This window comes from Xanthomonas sp. NCPPB 3570 (genome assembly GCF_056725115.1).
The window spans coordinates 3249451-3264609 of record NZ_CM161513.1 but is presented as its reverse complement, the minus strand read 5'-3'; the positions used below and the strand labels follow the sequence as shown (position 1 = coordinate 3264609).

Genomic DNA, 15159 nt, shown 5'->3' with positions numbered 1-15159 from the left:
GAACGCTGCGGCCGCTCAGCCGGCACGGAAGCCGCGGCGATACGCCGACGGCGGCAACCCCAGGTCGCGCGTGAACTGCAGGCGCAGCGCGCCGGCGCTGCCGAAGCCGCAGTCGGCCGCGATGCGCTCCAGCGGCAGGTCGGTGCGCTCGAGCAACTGCTGGGCGCGCACCAGCCGCTGGTGCGCCAGCCACTGCACTACGGTGGTCCCGGTCACCTGGCGGAACTGTCGGGTGAAGCTGCGCCGGCTCATCCGCGCGTGCGCGGCCAGCGCATCCAGCCGTTGCGGCTGGTCCAGGCGCTGCAGCATCCAGTCCAGGGTCGGGCCCAGCTGGGCGTCGCGGCGGCTGGCCGGCAGCGGTTGTTCGATGTACTGCGCCTGCCCGCCCTGGCGGTGCGGCGCCACCACCAGGCGCCGGGCGATGCGGTTGGCGACGTCGGCGCCGTGGCGGCGCCGCACCAGGTGCAGGCAGCAATCGATGCCGGCCACGGTGCCGGCCGAGGTCAGCACGTCGCCGTCGTCCACGTACAGTACGTCCGGCTGCAGCCGCACCTGCGGATGGCGCTGCGCGAAGCGCGCCAGCGCCGCCCAGTGGGTGGTGGCGGGGCGGCCGTCGAGCAGGCCGGCATCGGCCAGTACGAAGGTGCCCAGGCACAGCCCGACAACCTGCGCGCCGGCGGCGTGGGCGCGGCGCAACGCCTGGCACAGCGCCGCCGGCGCCGGCTCGGCGGCATCGCGCCAGGACGGCACGATCACCGTGTCGGCGTCGTCCAGCGCCTCCAGGCCGTGCTGCACCTGGATGGCGAAGCCGGCGTCGGTGCGCAGCGGACCCGGGTCGGCCGCACAGACCCGCAGCTCGAACGCCGGCAGGTCGGTGTCCGGCCGCGCCTCGAACACCTGGCAGGGCACCGCCAGGTGGAAGGGGCTGATGCGGTCGAAGGCGACCACGGCGATGCGATGCGGCGACATGGCCCGATTTTAGCGAAAACGGTGTTTCGGGCCACTCGTCGGCGCGGGGGCGGCCGCCGACACTGGCTGCCCCTTCGCCTCGGAGCCACCGCATGTCTTCTCCCCGCCGCGCCCTGCTGGTCATCGATGTCCAGAACGAGTATTTCGATGGCGCGCTGCCCATCGCCCATCCGCCGGTGGCGCAGTCGCTGCCCAACATCCTGCAGGCGATGGATGCCGCACAGGCGCACGGCGTGCCGGTGCTGGTGGTGCAGCACACCGCGCCGGCGCAGTCACCGGTGTTCGCCGATGGCAGCGCCGGTTGGGCGCTGCACCCGCAGGTCGCCGCGCGGCCGCATGCGCGGCTGCTGCGCAAGAGCCGGCCGAGCGTGTTCGCCGATACCGAGCTGGCCGACTGGCTGCAGCAGCACGCGATCGACACGCTGACCGTGGCCGGCTACATGACCCACAACTGCAACGCCTCCACCGTGTACGAGGCCTTCCACCGCGGGCTGGCGGTGGAAGTGCTGGGCGACGCCAGCGGCGCGCTGCCGTACGCCAACGCCGCCGGCCAGGCCAGCGCCGAGGAGATCCACCGGGTGTTCGGGGTGGTGTTCCACAGCAACTTCGCCGCGGTCGCCGACACCGCGCAATGGATCGCCGCGGTGCAGGCGGGGCAGTCGCTGCCGCGCGACAGCGTGCTGCAGTCCAACCGCCGCGCGCGGGGCCTGGCATGAGCGGCGTGCCGCGGGTGCTGCGTGCGCGCGAGTTCACCGGCAGCCGCGCCTGGGAGGCGCTGCCGGTGGCGCTGCTGGACGGGATCGGCGTGCGCATCCACTGGACCGACCAACCGTACGTTTGGCACGTCAACGACGGGGCTGAGGTATTCGTGGTGCTGGACGGGCAGGTGCGGATGCGCTGGCGCGTGCACGGCGTCGATCAGGCGGCGCTGCTGCAGGCCGGCGACGTGTTCCATGCGCCGGAGGGCACCGAGCACGTGGCGCACCCGCAGGGCGCAGCGCGGGTACTGGTGGTTGAGCGCGACGGCAGTCCGTGAGCGTTCGGGCACACCCCTGGCCGGCCTGCGCCACGGTCCTCGCCCACGCGGTGGGCAGAGACATGGGTCCGTCGATGAAGTGTGCACGGCGCGGCACAAACCGCACCTAATCATGTGCGTTCTATCACGGAGCCATCACTGTCGATCTGGCGTCATTGGGACAGGCTATGCCGCTGCGTGCGCACAGAGATCCTGGTGTCACGGCATCGCCATTCACCATGAGTGCGGACGCGGCCGGCATGCGAAGCCAGAGCGATGGGCGGTTCCCTGGGCAGCACCCAAATGTCGGCGCGGGACGCGATCACCCCGCGCGCCACCTTGCCATCCACGATGACAGTGCGGCGCCGCGCACAACACGCCGGCGTGCGCCGGGATATGTGACGGCATACGCTGCGCGCGGCCTGGGCCGGGTCGCACTGCTGGCCGGACTCGTCGCAGTCAGCCTGCTGATCCTCGGCGTGTGGATTTGGCGCGCACATCGCCAGCAACCCGCGCCGGCGCCCGAACCCTTGCGCGTGCAGACCATGACCGTCGCGCCGCACCGGGTGCCGGACATCATCGAGACCTCCGGCACGCTGCTGTCGCCGCAGACCGTGGAGGTGCGCGCGCAGGCCGACGGGGTGCTGCAGTCGGTGCTGATCCATGACGGCGAGCAGGTCCACGCCGGGCAACTGCTGTTCACCATCGACCCGCGCCCGCTGCGCGCGGCGTTGGCGCAGGCACGCGCCACCCTGGCCCGCGACCAGGCGCTGGCGGCGGATGCGGCCGATACCGAGGCGCGCTACGCCAAGCTGTCCAGGACCGGCGCGGTCGATCCCAAGACCTACACCACGGCGGCCGACACGCTGCGCTCGCTGCGCGGCACCGTCGCCGCCGACCAGGCGCAGGTCGAGCAGACGCAGCTGTCGCTGGCCTACACCCAGGTTCGCGCGCCCATCGACGGCCGCGCCGGCGCCATCGCGGTCAAGCCGGGCAATCTGGTGTCCAGCGGTTCCAGCACCGCGCTGGTCACGCTCAACGTCAGCACCCCGATCGAGGTGCGTTTCGCGCTGGCGCATGTGCAGGTCGATGCCGTGCGCGCCGCGCCGCTGGGGCAGCAGGGCCTGGGGCTGCCGGTGCTGGCGCTGGATGCGGTGAGCGGCACGCTGCTCGATCGCGGCGAGGTGGCGTTTCTCGACAACGCCTTCGACACCAGCAGCGGCACCCTGGAACTGCGCGCGCGCTTCGCCAACGCCGGCGCCACGCTGTGGCCGGGGCAGTTCGTGACCGTGCGGGTGATTCTGGCGGAGGACCCGCAGGCGCTGTCGGTGCCCGAGAGCGCCCTGCAGCAGGGACAGCAGGGGCCGTACGTGTACTGCGTGGTCGGTGGTCGCGCCGTGGCGCGGCCGCTGAGCGTGGCGCGGATGATCGACGGGCAGGCGGTGATCGCCAAGGGCCTGCGCGCGGGCGACCGCGTCATCCTCACCGTGCCCAACGAACTGCGCGACGGCAGCGCCGTGCAATCCGGCAACCCGCACGCCACGCCAAACGCGGCGGCGACCGGACGGCCTGCGTGAACCTGTCGGCGCTGTTCATCCGCCGCGCGGTGATGACCTCGGTGCTGATGATCGGGCTGGTGTTGGCCGGCGGCATGGCCTACTTCGCGCTGCCGGTGAGCGAGCTGCCCGATGTCAGCTTCCCGACCATCACCGTCAACATGTCGCTGCCCGGCGCCAATCCCGAGACCATGGCCGCGGCGGTGGCGACGCCGCTGGAGCGCCAGTTCAGCGGTCTGCCCGGGCTGGACACGATGAGCTCGACCAGCAGCGTCGGCAGCACCCGCATCGTGTTGCAATTCGCGTTGAGCCGCAATGTCGATGCCGCCGCGCAGGACGTACAGAACGCGGTGTCGCAGGCGGCCGGGCTGCTGCCGCGCGAGATCAACCCGGCGCAGATCCAGAAGGAGGACCCCAGCGCCGCGCCGATCATGCACCTGATCTTGCGCTCCAGGACCATCGCGCTGCCGCTGCTCAACCAGTTCGCCAAGGACCGCGTGGCGCTGCGCCTGGCCTCGGTGCCGGGCGCCGGCCAGATCGACGTCAACGGCGCGCAGAAGTACGCGGTGCGCCTGTTCGTCAACCCGCACCTGCTCGCCGCCCGCCACCTGGGCTTCGACCAGGTGGTGTCGGCGGTGCAGGCGGGCAACAGCAACGCGCCGGCCGGCACGCTGATGGGGCGTGCGCGGTCCTACACCGTGCGCGCCGACGGGCAGCTCAAGCGCGCGGCCGATTTCGACGCCATGGTGCTGAGCTATGCGGACGGTGCGCCGGTGCGCCTGCGCGACGTCGGCCACGCCGAGGACAGCGTCGAGAACCTGCAGACCGCCGCCTCGCTGAACGGCCAGCGCGCGATCGAGATCAACATCCACCGCCAGCCCGGCGCCAACACGCTGTCGGTGACCCAGGGCATCCAGGCGGCGCTGCCGGGGATCCGCGCGCAGTTGCCCGGCGACGCCCAGCTCGACGTGCTCTACGACCGCGGCGACTACATCGGCGCCTCGGTGGAGGACGTGGAGTGGACCCTGGTCGGCTCGCTGGTACTGGTGATCGTGGTGATCCTGCTGTTCCTGCGCAGCTGGATGGCGACCCTGATCGTGGCGCTGGTGCTGCCGACCTCGCTGATCGGCACCTTCGCGGTGATGCGCCTGCTGCACTTCAGTCTGGACAACATCTCGATGCTGGCGCTGACCCTGTCGGTCGGCTTCGTCGTCGACGATGCCATCGTGGTCATCGAGAACATCGTCCGCCACGCCGAGCAGGGCGCCAGCCGGATGGATGCGGCCATCGCCGCCTCGCGCGAGATCGGCTTCACCGTGCTGTCGATGACGGTGTCGCTGTCGGCGGTGTTCCTGCCGATCGTGTTCATGGGCGGATTGGTCGGGCGGCTGTTCTCCGAGTTCGGCATGGTGATCGCGATCGCGGTGATCCTGTCCGGCATCGTCTCGCTGACCCTCACGCCGATGCTCGCCAGCCGCTGGCTGGACCCGAAGAAGAGCACGGGCTGGGTATTCGAGCGCTTCGACCGGCTGGTCGACGCCAGCGAACGCGGCTACGCGCGCTCGCTGGCCTGGGCGACCGAGCGCATCGGCCTGATGTGCGTCATCGGCGTGACCACCCTGGTCGGCACCGCCGGCGTCTACGCCGTGGTCGAGAAGGGCTTCATCCCGCAGGTGGATTCGGGAAAGATCGACGGCGACACCCGCGTGCCGGAGGGCACCGCCTTCGCCGACTTCGTCGCCAAGCAGGCGGCGGTGGTGAAGATCATCCAGCGCAATCCCAACGTGGCCAATGTCGAATCGGTGATCGGTTCGGACAATTCGCTCAGCAACAGCGGGCGCCTGCTGATCGGGCTCAAGCCGCTGTCCGAGCGCAGCGGCAGCGCCGAGGAGGTGATCCAGGACGTGCGCAAGCAGGTCGCCGCGATCCAGGGCATCACCCTCAACATGCGCAATCCGCCGGCGATCGACATGGGGCCGACGGCCTCGAACGGGTCGCTGCAGTACGTGCTGCAGTCCACCGACCAGAAGGCGCTGTACGCCCAGTCCGACACCATCCTGCAACGCATCCGGCAACTGCGCGACGTGCAGGATCCGCAGAGCGACCTGCAGCTCAAGAACCCGGAGATCGAGGTGGTGCTGCACCGCGAGCAGGCCGCCGCGCTGGGCGTCACCGCCGCCGGCCTGCAGGACACGCTGGCCAGCGCCTACGGCGGCCGCAAGATCAGCACCATCTACGGCGACACAGACCAGTACGAGGTGCTGCTGCAGGTCGATCCCGCGGCGCAGGCCGACCTCAACGGCCTGGATGCGTTGTCGTTCAACGGCAACCAGAACCCAGGCATCACCGCGATCGGAACGCAGACCTCCAACAGCAGTTCCGGCACCAGTGCGGTGCTGACCGCCGCCGGCGGCCCGATGGTGCCGCTGCGCGCAGTGGCCGACGTGCGCATGGGCGTGGGGCCGGTGGCGATCAACCATTACGCCGGCCTGCCGGCGGTGACGCTGTCGATGAACCTGGCGCCAGGCGTGTCGCTGGGCGAGGCCGCCGCCGGCATCGGCAACCTGATGGCGCAGACCCTGGGCAAGGACGACGCCCGCGCCATCAGCGGCCAGTTCGCCGGCTCGGCGCAGGCCTTCGAGAATTCGATGAAGACGCTGCCGATGCTGCTGCTGATCACCGTGTTGCTGATCTATGGCGTGCTGGCGATTCTGTACGAGAACGCGCTGCACCCGATCACCATCCTGACCTCGCTGCCGCTGGCCGGGTTCGGCGCCATCCTCATGCTGGTGCTGTTCCGCCAGGAGCTCAATCTCTTCAGCTTCGTCGGCCTGATCCTGCTGGTCGGGCTGGTCAAGAAGAACGGCATCATGATGGTGGACTACGCGCTGGACCTGGAGCGCTCGGGCGAGGAACGCTGGCAGCAGCCGCGTGCGGCGATGCTGGAAGCGGCCACGGTGCGCTTCCGCCCGATCATGATGACCACCCTCGCAGCGGTGCTGGGATCGTTGCCGATCGCGCTGGGGTTCGGCGCCGGCGCCGAGGCGCGGCGCCCGCTCGGCATCGCCGTGGTCGGCGGCCTGCTGTTCTCGCAGGCGCTGACCCTGTACCTGACGCCGGCCTTCCACATCGCGATGGCCGAGTGGCTGGCGCGCCGCCGCGCACGTCGCAACGGCGCCGCGCCGCCGTCGGCGCCGACGCTGCCGGAGCCGGCCTGATGCGCGCGCTCGCGCTTGGCGCCGCGTGCCTGCTGTCGGCGTGCAGCCTGACGCCGGCCTACGTGCGTCCCACCGCACCGATCCCACCGTCGTGGCCGGTGGGCGATGCCTACCTGGCGCAGCACGAGGCCACGCTGCCGTCGCTGAGCTACCGGCAGGTGTTCGCCGACCCGCGGCTGCAGGCGCTCGTCGCGCAGGCGCTGGACCACAACCGCGACCTGCGGATCGCCCTCGCCGACATCGCCCAGGCGCGGGCGCAGTACCGGATCCAACGCGCGGCCCTGCTGCCGGAGGTGGGGACCAGCGCGACCTATACGCGCTCCTATCGCGGCAAGGGTGCGGCGCCGGCCAACGACGCGACCCAGGGCGGCAACGCAGCGGCCGCGCCGGCTGCCGGTTATGCCAGTAACTACGACCTGGTTATGGGCGTCACCGCCTTCGAACTCGATCTGTTCGGCCGTCTGCATGCGCTGAGCACGGCCGCGCAGCAGCGCTACCTGGAACAGGAAGCCGCGGCACGGGCCACGCGCCTGACCCTGGTCGGCGACATCGCCACGACCTGGCTGACCTACGCCAGCGACCGCAGCCTGCTGACGCTCGCGCAGGACACCGCGCGCAGCGCCGGCACCAGCGTGGCGCTGACCGCACAGCGGGTGGACGGCGGCATCGTGCCGCATTCGGACCTGGACCAAGCCAACCAGGTGCTGCATGCCGCACAGGCCGACCTGGCCGCGCAGACCACGGCGCTGGCGCAGGACGCCAATGCCTTGCAACTGCTGGTGGGCGCTCCGGTCGATCCGGCGCTGTTACCGGGTTCGATCGAGGAGGTCGCGGCCAGCATCGGCGATCCGCCGGCCGGCCTGGACACCAGCGTGCTGTTGCGGCGGCCCGACGTGGTGCAGGCCGAATACGAATTGCGCGCGGTCAACGCCCAGATCGGTGCGGCGCGCGCCGCGTTGTTTCCCAGCATCAGCCTGAGCGGCCTGCTGGGCCTGACCAGCACCGCGCTGTCGCAGCTGTTCACCCACGATGCGCGCACCGCGTCGGTGGGCGCCGGCGTCGCCTACACGGTGTTCGATGGCGGCGCGGCGCGCGCCAATGTGCGCTACACCGAGGCGCAGCGCGATGCCGCGGTGGCCGGCTACGAAAAGACCGTGCAGACCGCCTTCGGCGAAGTGGCCGATGCCCTGGCCCGGCGCGGCACCATCGATGCGCAGGTGCAGGCGCAGCGCGCGCTCCTCGCCGATGCCGCCAACACCTACGACGCCAGCGCGCAGCGCTACCGCGAGGGCGTGGAGAGCGCGCTGTCCAACCTGGATGCGCAGCGCAGCTACTACGCCGCGCAGCGCAGTCTGGTCGCGATGGAACTGACCGCGGCCACCAATCGGGTGACGCTGTATCGCACCCTGGGCGGGGATGCCTCGCTGGAGCGCGCCCAGCCCTGAGTGCGTTGGGTGCGAGTGGGCGGCACGCTGCAGCCGGGAGCGCTGCAGGCGTGCAGCCCAACGTGCGCTTACTTCAGGTGCTCGCGCAGGCCGTCGCCCGCCTGCTGGATGGCGGTTCGCACCGCGGGCACGTCGCGCAGGGCATTGAGCAGGCCGAAATCGTGGATCAGCCCGTTGTAGCGGGTCACGGTGACCGTCACGCCGGCCTGGTCCAGCTTGCGGCCGAAGGCTTCGCCCTCGTCGCGCAGCACGTCCAGTTCGGCGGTCTGGATCAGCGTCGGCGGCAGGCCGGCCAGCTGCGCCGGGGTGGCGCGCAGCGGCGAGGCGGTGATCTCGGCGCGGGCCTTGGGGTCGGTGGTGTAGTTGTCCCAGAACCAGGTCATCATGTTGCGGGCGAGGAAGTAGCCGCTCTGGAACTGCTGGTACGAGCCATCGTCGAAGCGGGCATCGGTCACCGGCCACAGCATCAGGTCGTAGCGCAGCGCCGGTGTTCCGGCCGCCTTGGCCTGCAGCGCCACCGCCGCGACCATGTTGCCGCCGACGCTGTTGCCCGCTAGCGCCAGGCGCTTGCCGTCCACGCCGATCTGCGCGCCGTGCTCGGCGACCCAGCGGGTGGCGGCGTAGGCCTGGTGGATGGCGACCGGATACTGCGCTTCCGGCGACGGCGTGTAGTCCACATAGACGGCCACCGCGCCGGAGGCGTTGACCAGGTCGCGGATCAGGCGTTCGTGGGTCGGGAAGTCGCCCAGCACCCAGCCGCCGCCGTGGAAGAACATGAAGGCCGGCAACACCTGGCCGGCCGTGTGTGGCGGCCGCACGATCACCAGGTTCAGCGGCTTGCCGTCGGCCTGGATGGTGGTGCGGCTGACCTCGGCCGGCGGCAACGGCGTATTGGCCTGGGCATCGCGCAGTACCTGCCGCGCCTGCGCCGGGGTGAGCTGCTCGATCGGCTTGCCGCCGCTGCCGTTGAGCGCGGCGAGGAACGTCGAGACCGGGCGCAGCGGCGCGGGCTGGTCGGCCGGCGTCGCGGCGGTGGCGGTGCCGATCGCACCGGCCAGCAGCGAGGTGGCGAGCAAGGGAAGCAGGGTCTTCATGGCGGTCTCCTGGGGCATGCCGGGCGGTGTGCCGGCGACAGGAGTGACTTTGCGCGTCAAGGCGATACGATAGGTGGCGAATCGTCCAGAAAACTTTGCCCGGAGTCCATAATGGCCGACCGCCTGGCCGCCTTGCTGACCCACTTCTCGGTCAGCGCCGAGGTCTTCCACGCCGGCACGCTGTGCGGGCTGCACCGGCTCGACGACGGCGATCGCGGGCAACTGCACCTGCTGCGCCAGGGCCACGTGGTCGTGTACAACGGCGATGGCAGCGTGCTGCGGATCGACCGGCCCAGCCTGCTGCTGTATCCGCAGCCACTGCCGCATCATTTCGAGACCGATGCGCAACGCGGCGCGGATTTCGCCTGCGCGCACCTGCGCTTCGGCGGCGGTGCGGCCAATCCGCTGGTGCGCGCCTTGCCGCCCTGCATCTGCCTGCCGCTGGACGCGCTGCGCCAGGGTGAGACGCTGCTGCACCTGCTGTTCGAGGAAGCGTTCGCGCAGCATTGCGGGCGCCAGGCGGTGTTGAATCGCTTGTTCGAGGTGGTGCTGGTGCACGTGATCCGCGAACTGATGGAGCAGGGGCTCACCGACGGCGGCATGCTCGCCGGCATGGCCGATGCGCGGCTGCGGCTGGCGCTGACCGGCATCCACGACGCCCCGGCGCAGCCGTGGACGCTGGAGAGCCTGGCCGCGCGTGCCGGCATGTCGCGCAGCGCGTTCGCGCGCAGTTTTCGCGAAACCCTCGGCTGCACCCCGGGCCAGTACCTGCAGGACTGGCGCATCGCCCTCGTGCAGCGCGGCCTGCGCGAGGGACGGCCGCTGAAGCAGCTTGCCGACGAGGTGGGTTACGGCAGCGAGGCCGCGGTGTCGCGTGTGTTCAAGGCGCAGGTCGGGCAGAGCCCGCGCGCGTGGCGGCAGGCACGCTGAGCGGGGGCAGTCGCGGGTACCCGGGCGCGCGCGGACACGCGCCCGGCGGCCTGCTCGCTCAGCCGGCGGCCAGCACCGCCAGCACTTCGGCCTCGTCCACGTCGGGCACGATCTCGGCGTGGCCGATGCCGCGCCACAGCACCAGCCGCAGACGCCCGGCCAGGTTCTTCTTGTCCAGGCGCATACGCGCCAGCAGCGCCTCCGGCGCCAGCCCGGCCGGCAGCGCGGTGGGCAGGCCGAAGTCCTGCAGCAGCGCGCGCAGTTTCTCCGTGTCCTGCGCGCTGGCCATGCCCAGCCGGGCCGACAGTTCCGCGGCCAGCACCATGCCCACCGCCACCGCTTCGCCGTGGTTGAGGTTGGCGTTGTCCGGGGCGCCGTAGCCCTGTTCGGTCTCGATGGCGTGGCCGAAGGTGTGGCCGAGATTGAGCAGGGCGCGCTCGCCCTTCTCCAGTGGGTCGCGGGCGACGATCTCGGCCTTGTGTTCGCAGCTGCGCGCGATCGCCTGCGCCAGCGCGGCCGCCTCGCCGGCCAGCAGCGCGCGGCGTTCGGCGTGCAGCCATTCGAAGAACAGCGGGTCGCGGATGGCGCCGTACTTGATCACCTCGGCCAGCCCGGCGCGCAGTTCGCGCGGCGGCAGGCTGCGCAGCGTGGCGGTGTCGGCCAGTACCGCGCGCGGCGGATGGAAGGCGCCGACCAGGTTCTTGCCCTGCGGGATGTCCACCGCGGTCTTGCCGCCGACCGAGGAGTCGACCATCGCCAGCAGCGTGGTCGGCAGTTGCACGCAATCCACGCCGCGCATCCAGCAGGCGGCGGCGAACCCGGCCAGGTCGCCGACCACGCCGCCGCCCAGCGCCAGCACGCAGGCGTCGCGGGTGGCGCCGAGCGCGGCCAGCGCGGCGATCGCCGCGGCGAAGTTGTCCAGGGTCTTGGAGGCCTCGCCGGCGGGAATCACGAACGCGCCGATCTGCAATTCGGGGCGCGCCGCCAGCAGCGCGCTGCGGACCTGCGCGGCATACAGCGGCGCCACCTGGCTGTCGCTGAGCAGCAGCACGTGGCGGCCGCGCACCTGCGCGGCAAGGGCGGCGCCGTCGTCGAGCAGGCCGGGGCCGATGCGGATGGTGTAGGCCGGGTCGCCAGCGACCTCGACCGTGCGCGATGTTGCGGTCATGCAGTGGGTTCCGGAAGTTTCCACGACGCGGCCAGGCGCACGACCAGTTGCGCGGTGGCCTCGGCCGGGGTGAGGTGGTCGGTGTCCAGGATCAGGTCGGCGACCTCGCGGTACAGCGGTTCGCGCACCGCGTGCAGGTCGCGCAGCACCTGCTCGCGGTCGCCACGCTGCAGCAGCGGGCGGCTGCGGTCGCGGTGCAGACGCTGCAGTTGCGCGGCCACGCCGACCCGCAGGTACACCACGAAGCCGTGCTCGCGCATCTCGCGGCGGCTGTCGGCATTGAGCACGGCGCCGCCGCCGGTGGAGATCAGGTGGCCGGGCGTGCTCAGGATGCTTTCCAGCACCGCGCGCTCGTGCTCGCGGAAACCGGCTTCGCCGGCGTGCTCGAACAGCGAGGCGATGCTGGCGCCGGTGCGCTCGACGATGGTCTGGTCGCTGTCGACGAAGACCAGGCCGAAGCGCTCGGCCAGGCGGCGACCGATGACGCTCTTGCCGGCGCCCATCGGGCCGACCAGCACCAGGTTGGGGGCGGGATTCATCCGCCGATGCTAGCAGACACCGACGCCGCCCCGCGCGCCGCGCAGGCGCGTGCGCGGGGCCTCGCGCGGCGAAGCGTGCGTCGCGCGGTGCATGGCGCGACAATGGCGCATCGTCCGCCGAGTGCCTGTCGCCATGCCCGATCTCTACGCCGAAGCCCTGTCCACGTTCGCCGACCTGTTCGCCGAGGCGCGCACCAGCGACGAGGCCGAATACAACGCCATGGTCGTGTCCTCGGCCACGCTGGAGGCGCGCCCGTCGTCGCGGGTGGTGCTGCTGAAGGCCTACGATGCGCGCGGTTTCGTGTTCTACACCCACCTGGACAGCCAGAAGGGCCGCGAGCTGCAGGCCAATCCACAGGCCTCGCTGCTGTTCCTGTGGCGGCGCATGCGCGAGGACGGGGTGCAGGTACGCATCGATGGCGAGGTGCAACTGGTCGCCGCGGCCGAGGCCGACGCCTATTTCGCCTCGCGCCCGCGCATGAGCCAGATCGGCGCCTGGGCCTCGGCGCAGTCGCGTACGCTGGCCTCGCGCGAGGAATTCGAGGAACGCGTGGCCAAGGCCGAGGCCACCTTCGAGGGCCGCGAGGTGCCGCGCCCGGACGGCTGGGGCGGGTTCCGCGTGGTGCCGCGCAGTGTCGAGTTCTGGTACGGCGCCAAGTACCGCCTGCACGAGCGCTGGCGCTACGAAGCCGACGCCGCCGGTCACTGGAGCAAGCGGATGCTGTTCCCGTGAGGGGGGCCGGCCCGGCCTGCCGCGGCGCCGCCGCCGCGGTCAGCGCGTGCCCGCACGGGGCGCGCTGAGCATGGGCCCGCAGCGCATCGTCTGCCTGACCGAAGAGCCGACCGAAACGCTGTACGCGCTCGGCGAGCAGCAGCGCATCGTCGGCATCAGCGGCTTCACCGTGCGTCCGCCGCAGGCGCGCCGCGACAAGCCCAAGGTCAGCGCCTTCACCAGCGCCAAGATCGGCGAGATCCTCAAGCTGCAGCCGGACCTGGCGATCGGCTTCTCCGACATCCAGGCCGACATCGCCGCCGAATTGGTGCGGCACGGCGTGGAGGTGTGGATCGCCAACCATCGCAGCGTCGACGGCATTCTCGACTACGTGCGCCGGCTCGGCGCGCTGGTCGGCGCCGGGCCGCGCGCCAATGCCTACGCCGACGCGCTGCAGCGCGGCCTCGACGCCATCGCCGCACAGGCCGCCACCTTGCCGCGGCGGCCGCGCGTGTACCTGGAGGAATGGGACGAGCCCATCATCACCGGCATCCGCTGGGTGGCCGAGCTGGTGGGCATCGCCGGCGGCGAGGACGTGTTCCCGGAACTGTCGGTGCAGCCGTTGGCCAAGGCGCGGATCCTGGCCAATGGCGACGAGGTGGTGCGGCGCGCGCCGGACATCATCCTCGGCTCCTGGTGCGGCAAGCGCTTCCGCCCCGAGCGTGTCGCCGCGCGGCCGGGCTGGCCGGCGATTCCGGCGGTGCGCGACGGGCAACTGTTCGAGATCAAGTCGCCGCTGATCCTGCAGCCGGGGCCGGCCGCGCTCACCGACGGCGTGCGCGCCATCGCCGACATCATCCAGGCCTGGGCCAGGGGCGTGGGCGCGCGCTAGGGCGGGGCTGCCAGGCCACCATCCGAACGGGCGCAACGCGCATCCATGGCCGCGTCATCGTGCGGCCATGGACGGATCGCCGCTTCCGCGGTCCTCCTTGGTGCGCACGCCGCCACGCCGCGGCAGGCGCCGCACGCGGCGATTCCGTCAGCCAGGCGTGGGCTGGGTACGGCCGGCGATGCCCAGGCCGAGCAGGGCCATGAGCGCGGCGACGGCGAAGGTCGACAGATAGGCCGCCGCGGCCGAGTACGCCAGCAGTGTGGCGAACAGCGAACCGCCGACCGCCAGCGTGGTCGCCACCGCGATCGCCTCGCTCAACTGCAGCGCCGAACTGTTGCGGCCTTGCCGCGTTGGCGGCGACAGGGTCAGGGTCAGCACCGCCAGGGTCGGATAGATCAGTCCCATGCCCAGGCCGGTGGCGGTCCAGCCGCCGATCGCCAGCGCGGCGGGCACCGCCGGCAGCAGTGCCAGCGTGGTGGTCGCGATGCCCAGCGCCATCAGCGTGCAGCCCAGGCGCAGCCGCCGCAGCCGGGTTGCGTCGCGGCCGTAGTGGCCCTGATACCAGGAGCCGGCGAACCAGCCCAACGCGCCGGCGCTCAGCGCCACGCCCGCCCACACCGGCGACAGCCCGCGTTCGCGCGACAGCAGCAGCGGCAGGAACGCCTCGCAGCCGAAGAACGCCGACCCGGCGATGCCGCGCAGCGCGATCACGCTGGGCAGGCCGCGCGCGGCGCGTAGCGTGCCCGCAGGCAGCAGCCGCCAGGTGCACAGCACCAGCAGCGCCAATGCCGATGGCAACAGCAGTGCCGCCCACAGCCCGCGTTGCTGACCGCCCAGGTACAGCAGGCAGACGCCGGCCGCCGCGCCCAGCGACCACAGCCGCGCCGCGCCGCTGGCGCCGTCCGCGCTGGCGGCGGGCGGCAGGCGCCGCAGTGCCGGCCACAGCAGCGTCGCCGCCGGCAGCGCCAGCAGCGGCACCGCCAGGAACACCCAGCGCCAGCCGACGTGTTCGACGATCAGCCCGCTGATGCTGGGGCCGATCAGCGACGGCACCACCCAGCCGGCGGAGAACGCGGCGAACATGCGCGGGCGGATCGCCTGCGGATACAGCCGCGCGACCAGCACGTACAGCACCACCGAGATCGCGCCGGCGCCCAGGCCCTGCACCAGCCGGCCGGCCAGCAGGACGTCCATCGACGGAGCGAAGCCGGCCAGCAGCAGGCCGCACACGAAGCAGGCCAGGCCGGCCCACAGCGGCGCCGCCGGCCCGTGCAGGTCGCTCCAGCGCCCGGCCACGGTCATGCCGATCACGCTGGTGGCCAGAGTGCCGCCGAAGGCCAGCGCGTACAGCCGCAGGCCGTCCAGTTCGCGCGCCACGGTCGGCATCGCCGCGGCCACCGCCAGCGCCTCGAAGGCGATCAGCGACACCAGCGCGACCATGCCGATGGTGGTGGCGCGATAGGCCGGCGCCAGCACGGAGCCGGCAGCGACAGGGGCGGGCGAGGCAGCGGCGGCGGTGGCGTGGTCTTGCATCGGGATACCTGGAAAAGCGGTTGGACGGCTGCCGGTGGCGACTTGCGTGGGCGCCTGCAGGCCATGCAGCATGCAACCTCAACCGGAC

Annotated in this window: 13 protein-coding genes; 8 read left to right on the top strand and 5 right to left on the bottom strand. The window is 71.9% G+C overall.

Annotated elements, in window-relative coordinates:
• Positions 1-15: 15 nt before the first annotated feature.
• Complete coding sequence (locus tag AC1PLR_RS14255; RefSeq protein ID WP_481101403.1) at positions 16-969, bottom strand: GlxA family transcriptional regulator; 954 nt, start codon at positions 967-969, stop codon at positions 16-18.
• Positions 970-1061: 92 nt separating this feature from the next.
• On the opposite strand from AC1PLR_RS14255, the gene AC1PLR_RS14250 reads away from it, so the two are divergent.
• The 5 genes from AC1PLR_RS14250 to AC1PLR_RS14230 all read left to right on the top strand — a co-directional run bounded on the left by AC1PLR_RS14250 (position 1062) and on the right by AC1PLR_RS14230 (position 8203).
• Positions 1062-1685: a cysteine hydrolase family protein gene (locus AC1PLR_RS14250; RefSeq protein WP_481101402.1), complete on the top strand. Its 624-nt coding sequence runs from the start codon at positions 1062-1064 to the stop codon at positions 1683-1685.
• Positions 1682-2005, top strand: a complete 324-nt coding sequence (locus tag AC1PLR_RS14245) for a cupin domain-containing protein (RefSeq protein WP_481101401.1) — start codon at positions 1682-1684, stop codon at positions 2003-2005. The genes AC1PLR_RS14250 and AC1PLR_RS14245 overlap by 4 nt, the downstream gene beginning before the upstream one ends.
• A gap of 377 nt (positions 2006-2382) precedes the next feature.
• Positions 2383-3561 (top strand): efflux RND transporter periplasmic adaptor subunit, encoded by a 1179-nt coding sequence (locus tag AC1PLR_RS14240; RefSeq protein ID WP_481101400.1) that lies wholly within the window; start codon positions 2383-2385, stop codon positions 3559-3561.
• On the top strand, positions 3558-6758 hold the full coding sequence (locus AC1PLR_RS14235; RefSeq protein WP_481101399.1) for an efflux RND transporter permease subunit: 3201 nt from the start codon (positions 3558-3560) through the stop codon (positions 6756-6758). Before AC1PLR_RS14240 ends, AC1PLR_RS14235 begins: the two co-directional genes overlap by 4 nt.
• Positions 6758-8203 carry an efflux transporter outer membrane subunit gene (locus AC1PLR_RS14230; protein WP_481101398.1) on the top strand — a complete coding sequence of 482 codons (1446 nt, stop codon included), beginning with the start codon at positions 6758-6760 and terminating at the stop codon, positions 8201-8203. The genes AC1PLR_RS14235 and AC1PLR_RS14230 overlap by 1 nt, the downstream gene beginning before the upstream one ends.
• A 68-nt stretch (positions 8204-8271) precedes the next feature.
• On the opposite strand, the gene AC1PLR_RS14225 is transcribed toward AC1PLR_RS14230, so the two are convergent.
• Positions 8272-9297, bottom strand: a complete 1026-nt coding sequence (locus AC1PLR_RS14225) for an alpha/beta hydrolase (protein WP_481101397.1) — start codon at positions 9295-9297, stop codon at positions 8272-8274.
• 111 nt (positions 9298-9408) lie between these two features.
• Between AC1PLR_RS14225 and AC1PLR_RS14220 the strand changes: the two genes are divergently transcribed.
• Positions 9409-10227, top strand: coding sequence for an AraC family transcriptional regulator (locus tag AC1PLR_RS14220; RefSeq protein WP_481101396.1), 819 nt, complete (start codon positions 9409-9411; stop codon positions 10225-10227).
• Positions 10228-10285: 58 nt separating this feature from the next.
• Here AC1PLR_RS14220 and aroB read toward each other — a convergent pair whose 3' ends face one another.
• Together aroB and AC1PLR_RS14210 are read right to left on the bottom strand one after the other, a co-directional pair.
• Positions 10286-11395, bottom strand: a complete 1110-nt coding sequence (gene aroB / locus AC1PLR_RS14215) for a 3-dehydroquinate synthase (RefSeq protein ID WP_481101395.1) — start codon at positions 11393-11395, stop codon at positions 10286-10288.
• Positions 11392-11934 carry a shikimate kinase gene (locus tag AC1PLR_RS14210; protein WP_010344147.1) on the bottom strand — a complete coding sequence of 181 codons (543 nt, stop codon included), beginning with the start codon at positions 11932-11934 and terminating at the stop codon, positions 11392-11394. The genes aroB and AC1PLR_RS14210 overlap by 4 nt, the downstream gene beginning before the upstream one ends.
• 133 nt (positions 11935-12067) lie before the next feature.
• Between AC1PLR_RS14210 and pdxH the strand changes: the two genes are divergently transcribed.
• Together pdxH and AC1PLR_RS14200 are read left to right on the top strand one after the other, a co-directional pair.
• On the top strand, positions 12068-12667 hold the full coding sequence (gene pdxH, locus AC1PLR_RS14205) for a pyridoxamine 5'-phosphate oxidase (RefSeq protein WP_160946412.1): 600 nt from the start codon (positions 12068-12070) through the stop codon (positions 12665-12667).
• 70 nt (positions 12668-12737) lie between these two features.
• A complete protein-coding gene (locus tag AC1PLR_RS14200) occupies positions 12738-13538 on the top strand; it encodes a cobalamin-binding protein (protein WP_481103603.1) in 801 nt (266 codons plus the stop codon).
• A 147-nt stretch (positions 13539-13685) separates the two neighbouring features.
• Here AC1PLR_RS14200 and AC1PLR_RS14195 read toward each other — a convergent pair whose 3' ends face one another.
• A complete protein-coding gene (locus AC1PLR_RS14195) occupies positions 13686-15077 on the bottom strand; it encodes an MFS transporter (RefSeq protein WP_481103602.1) in 1392 nt (463 codons plus the stop codon).
• Positions 15078-15159: the final 82 nt, after the last annotated feature.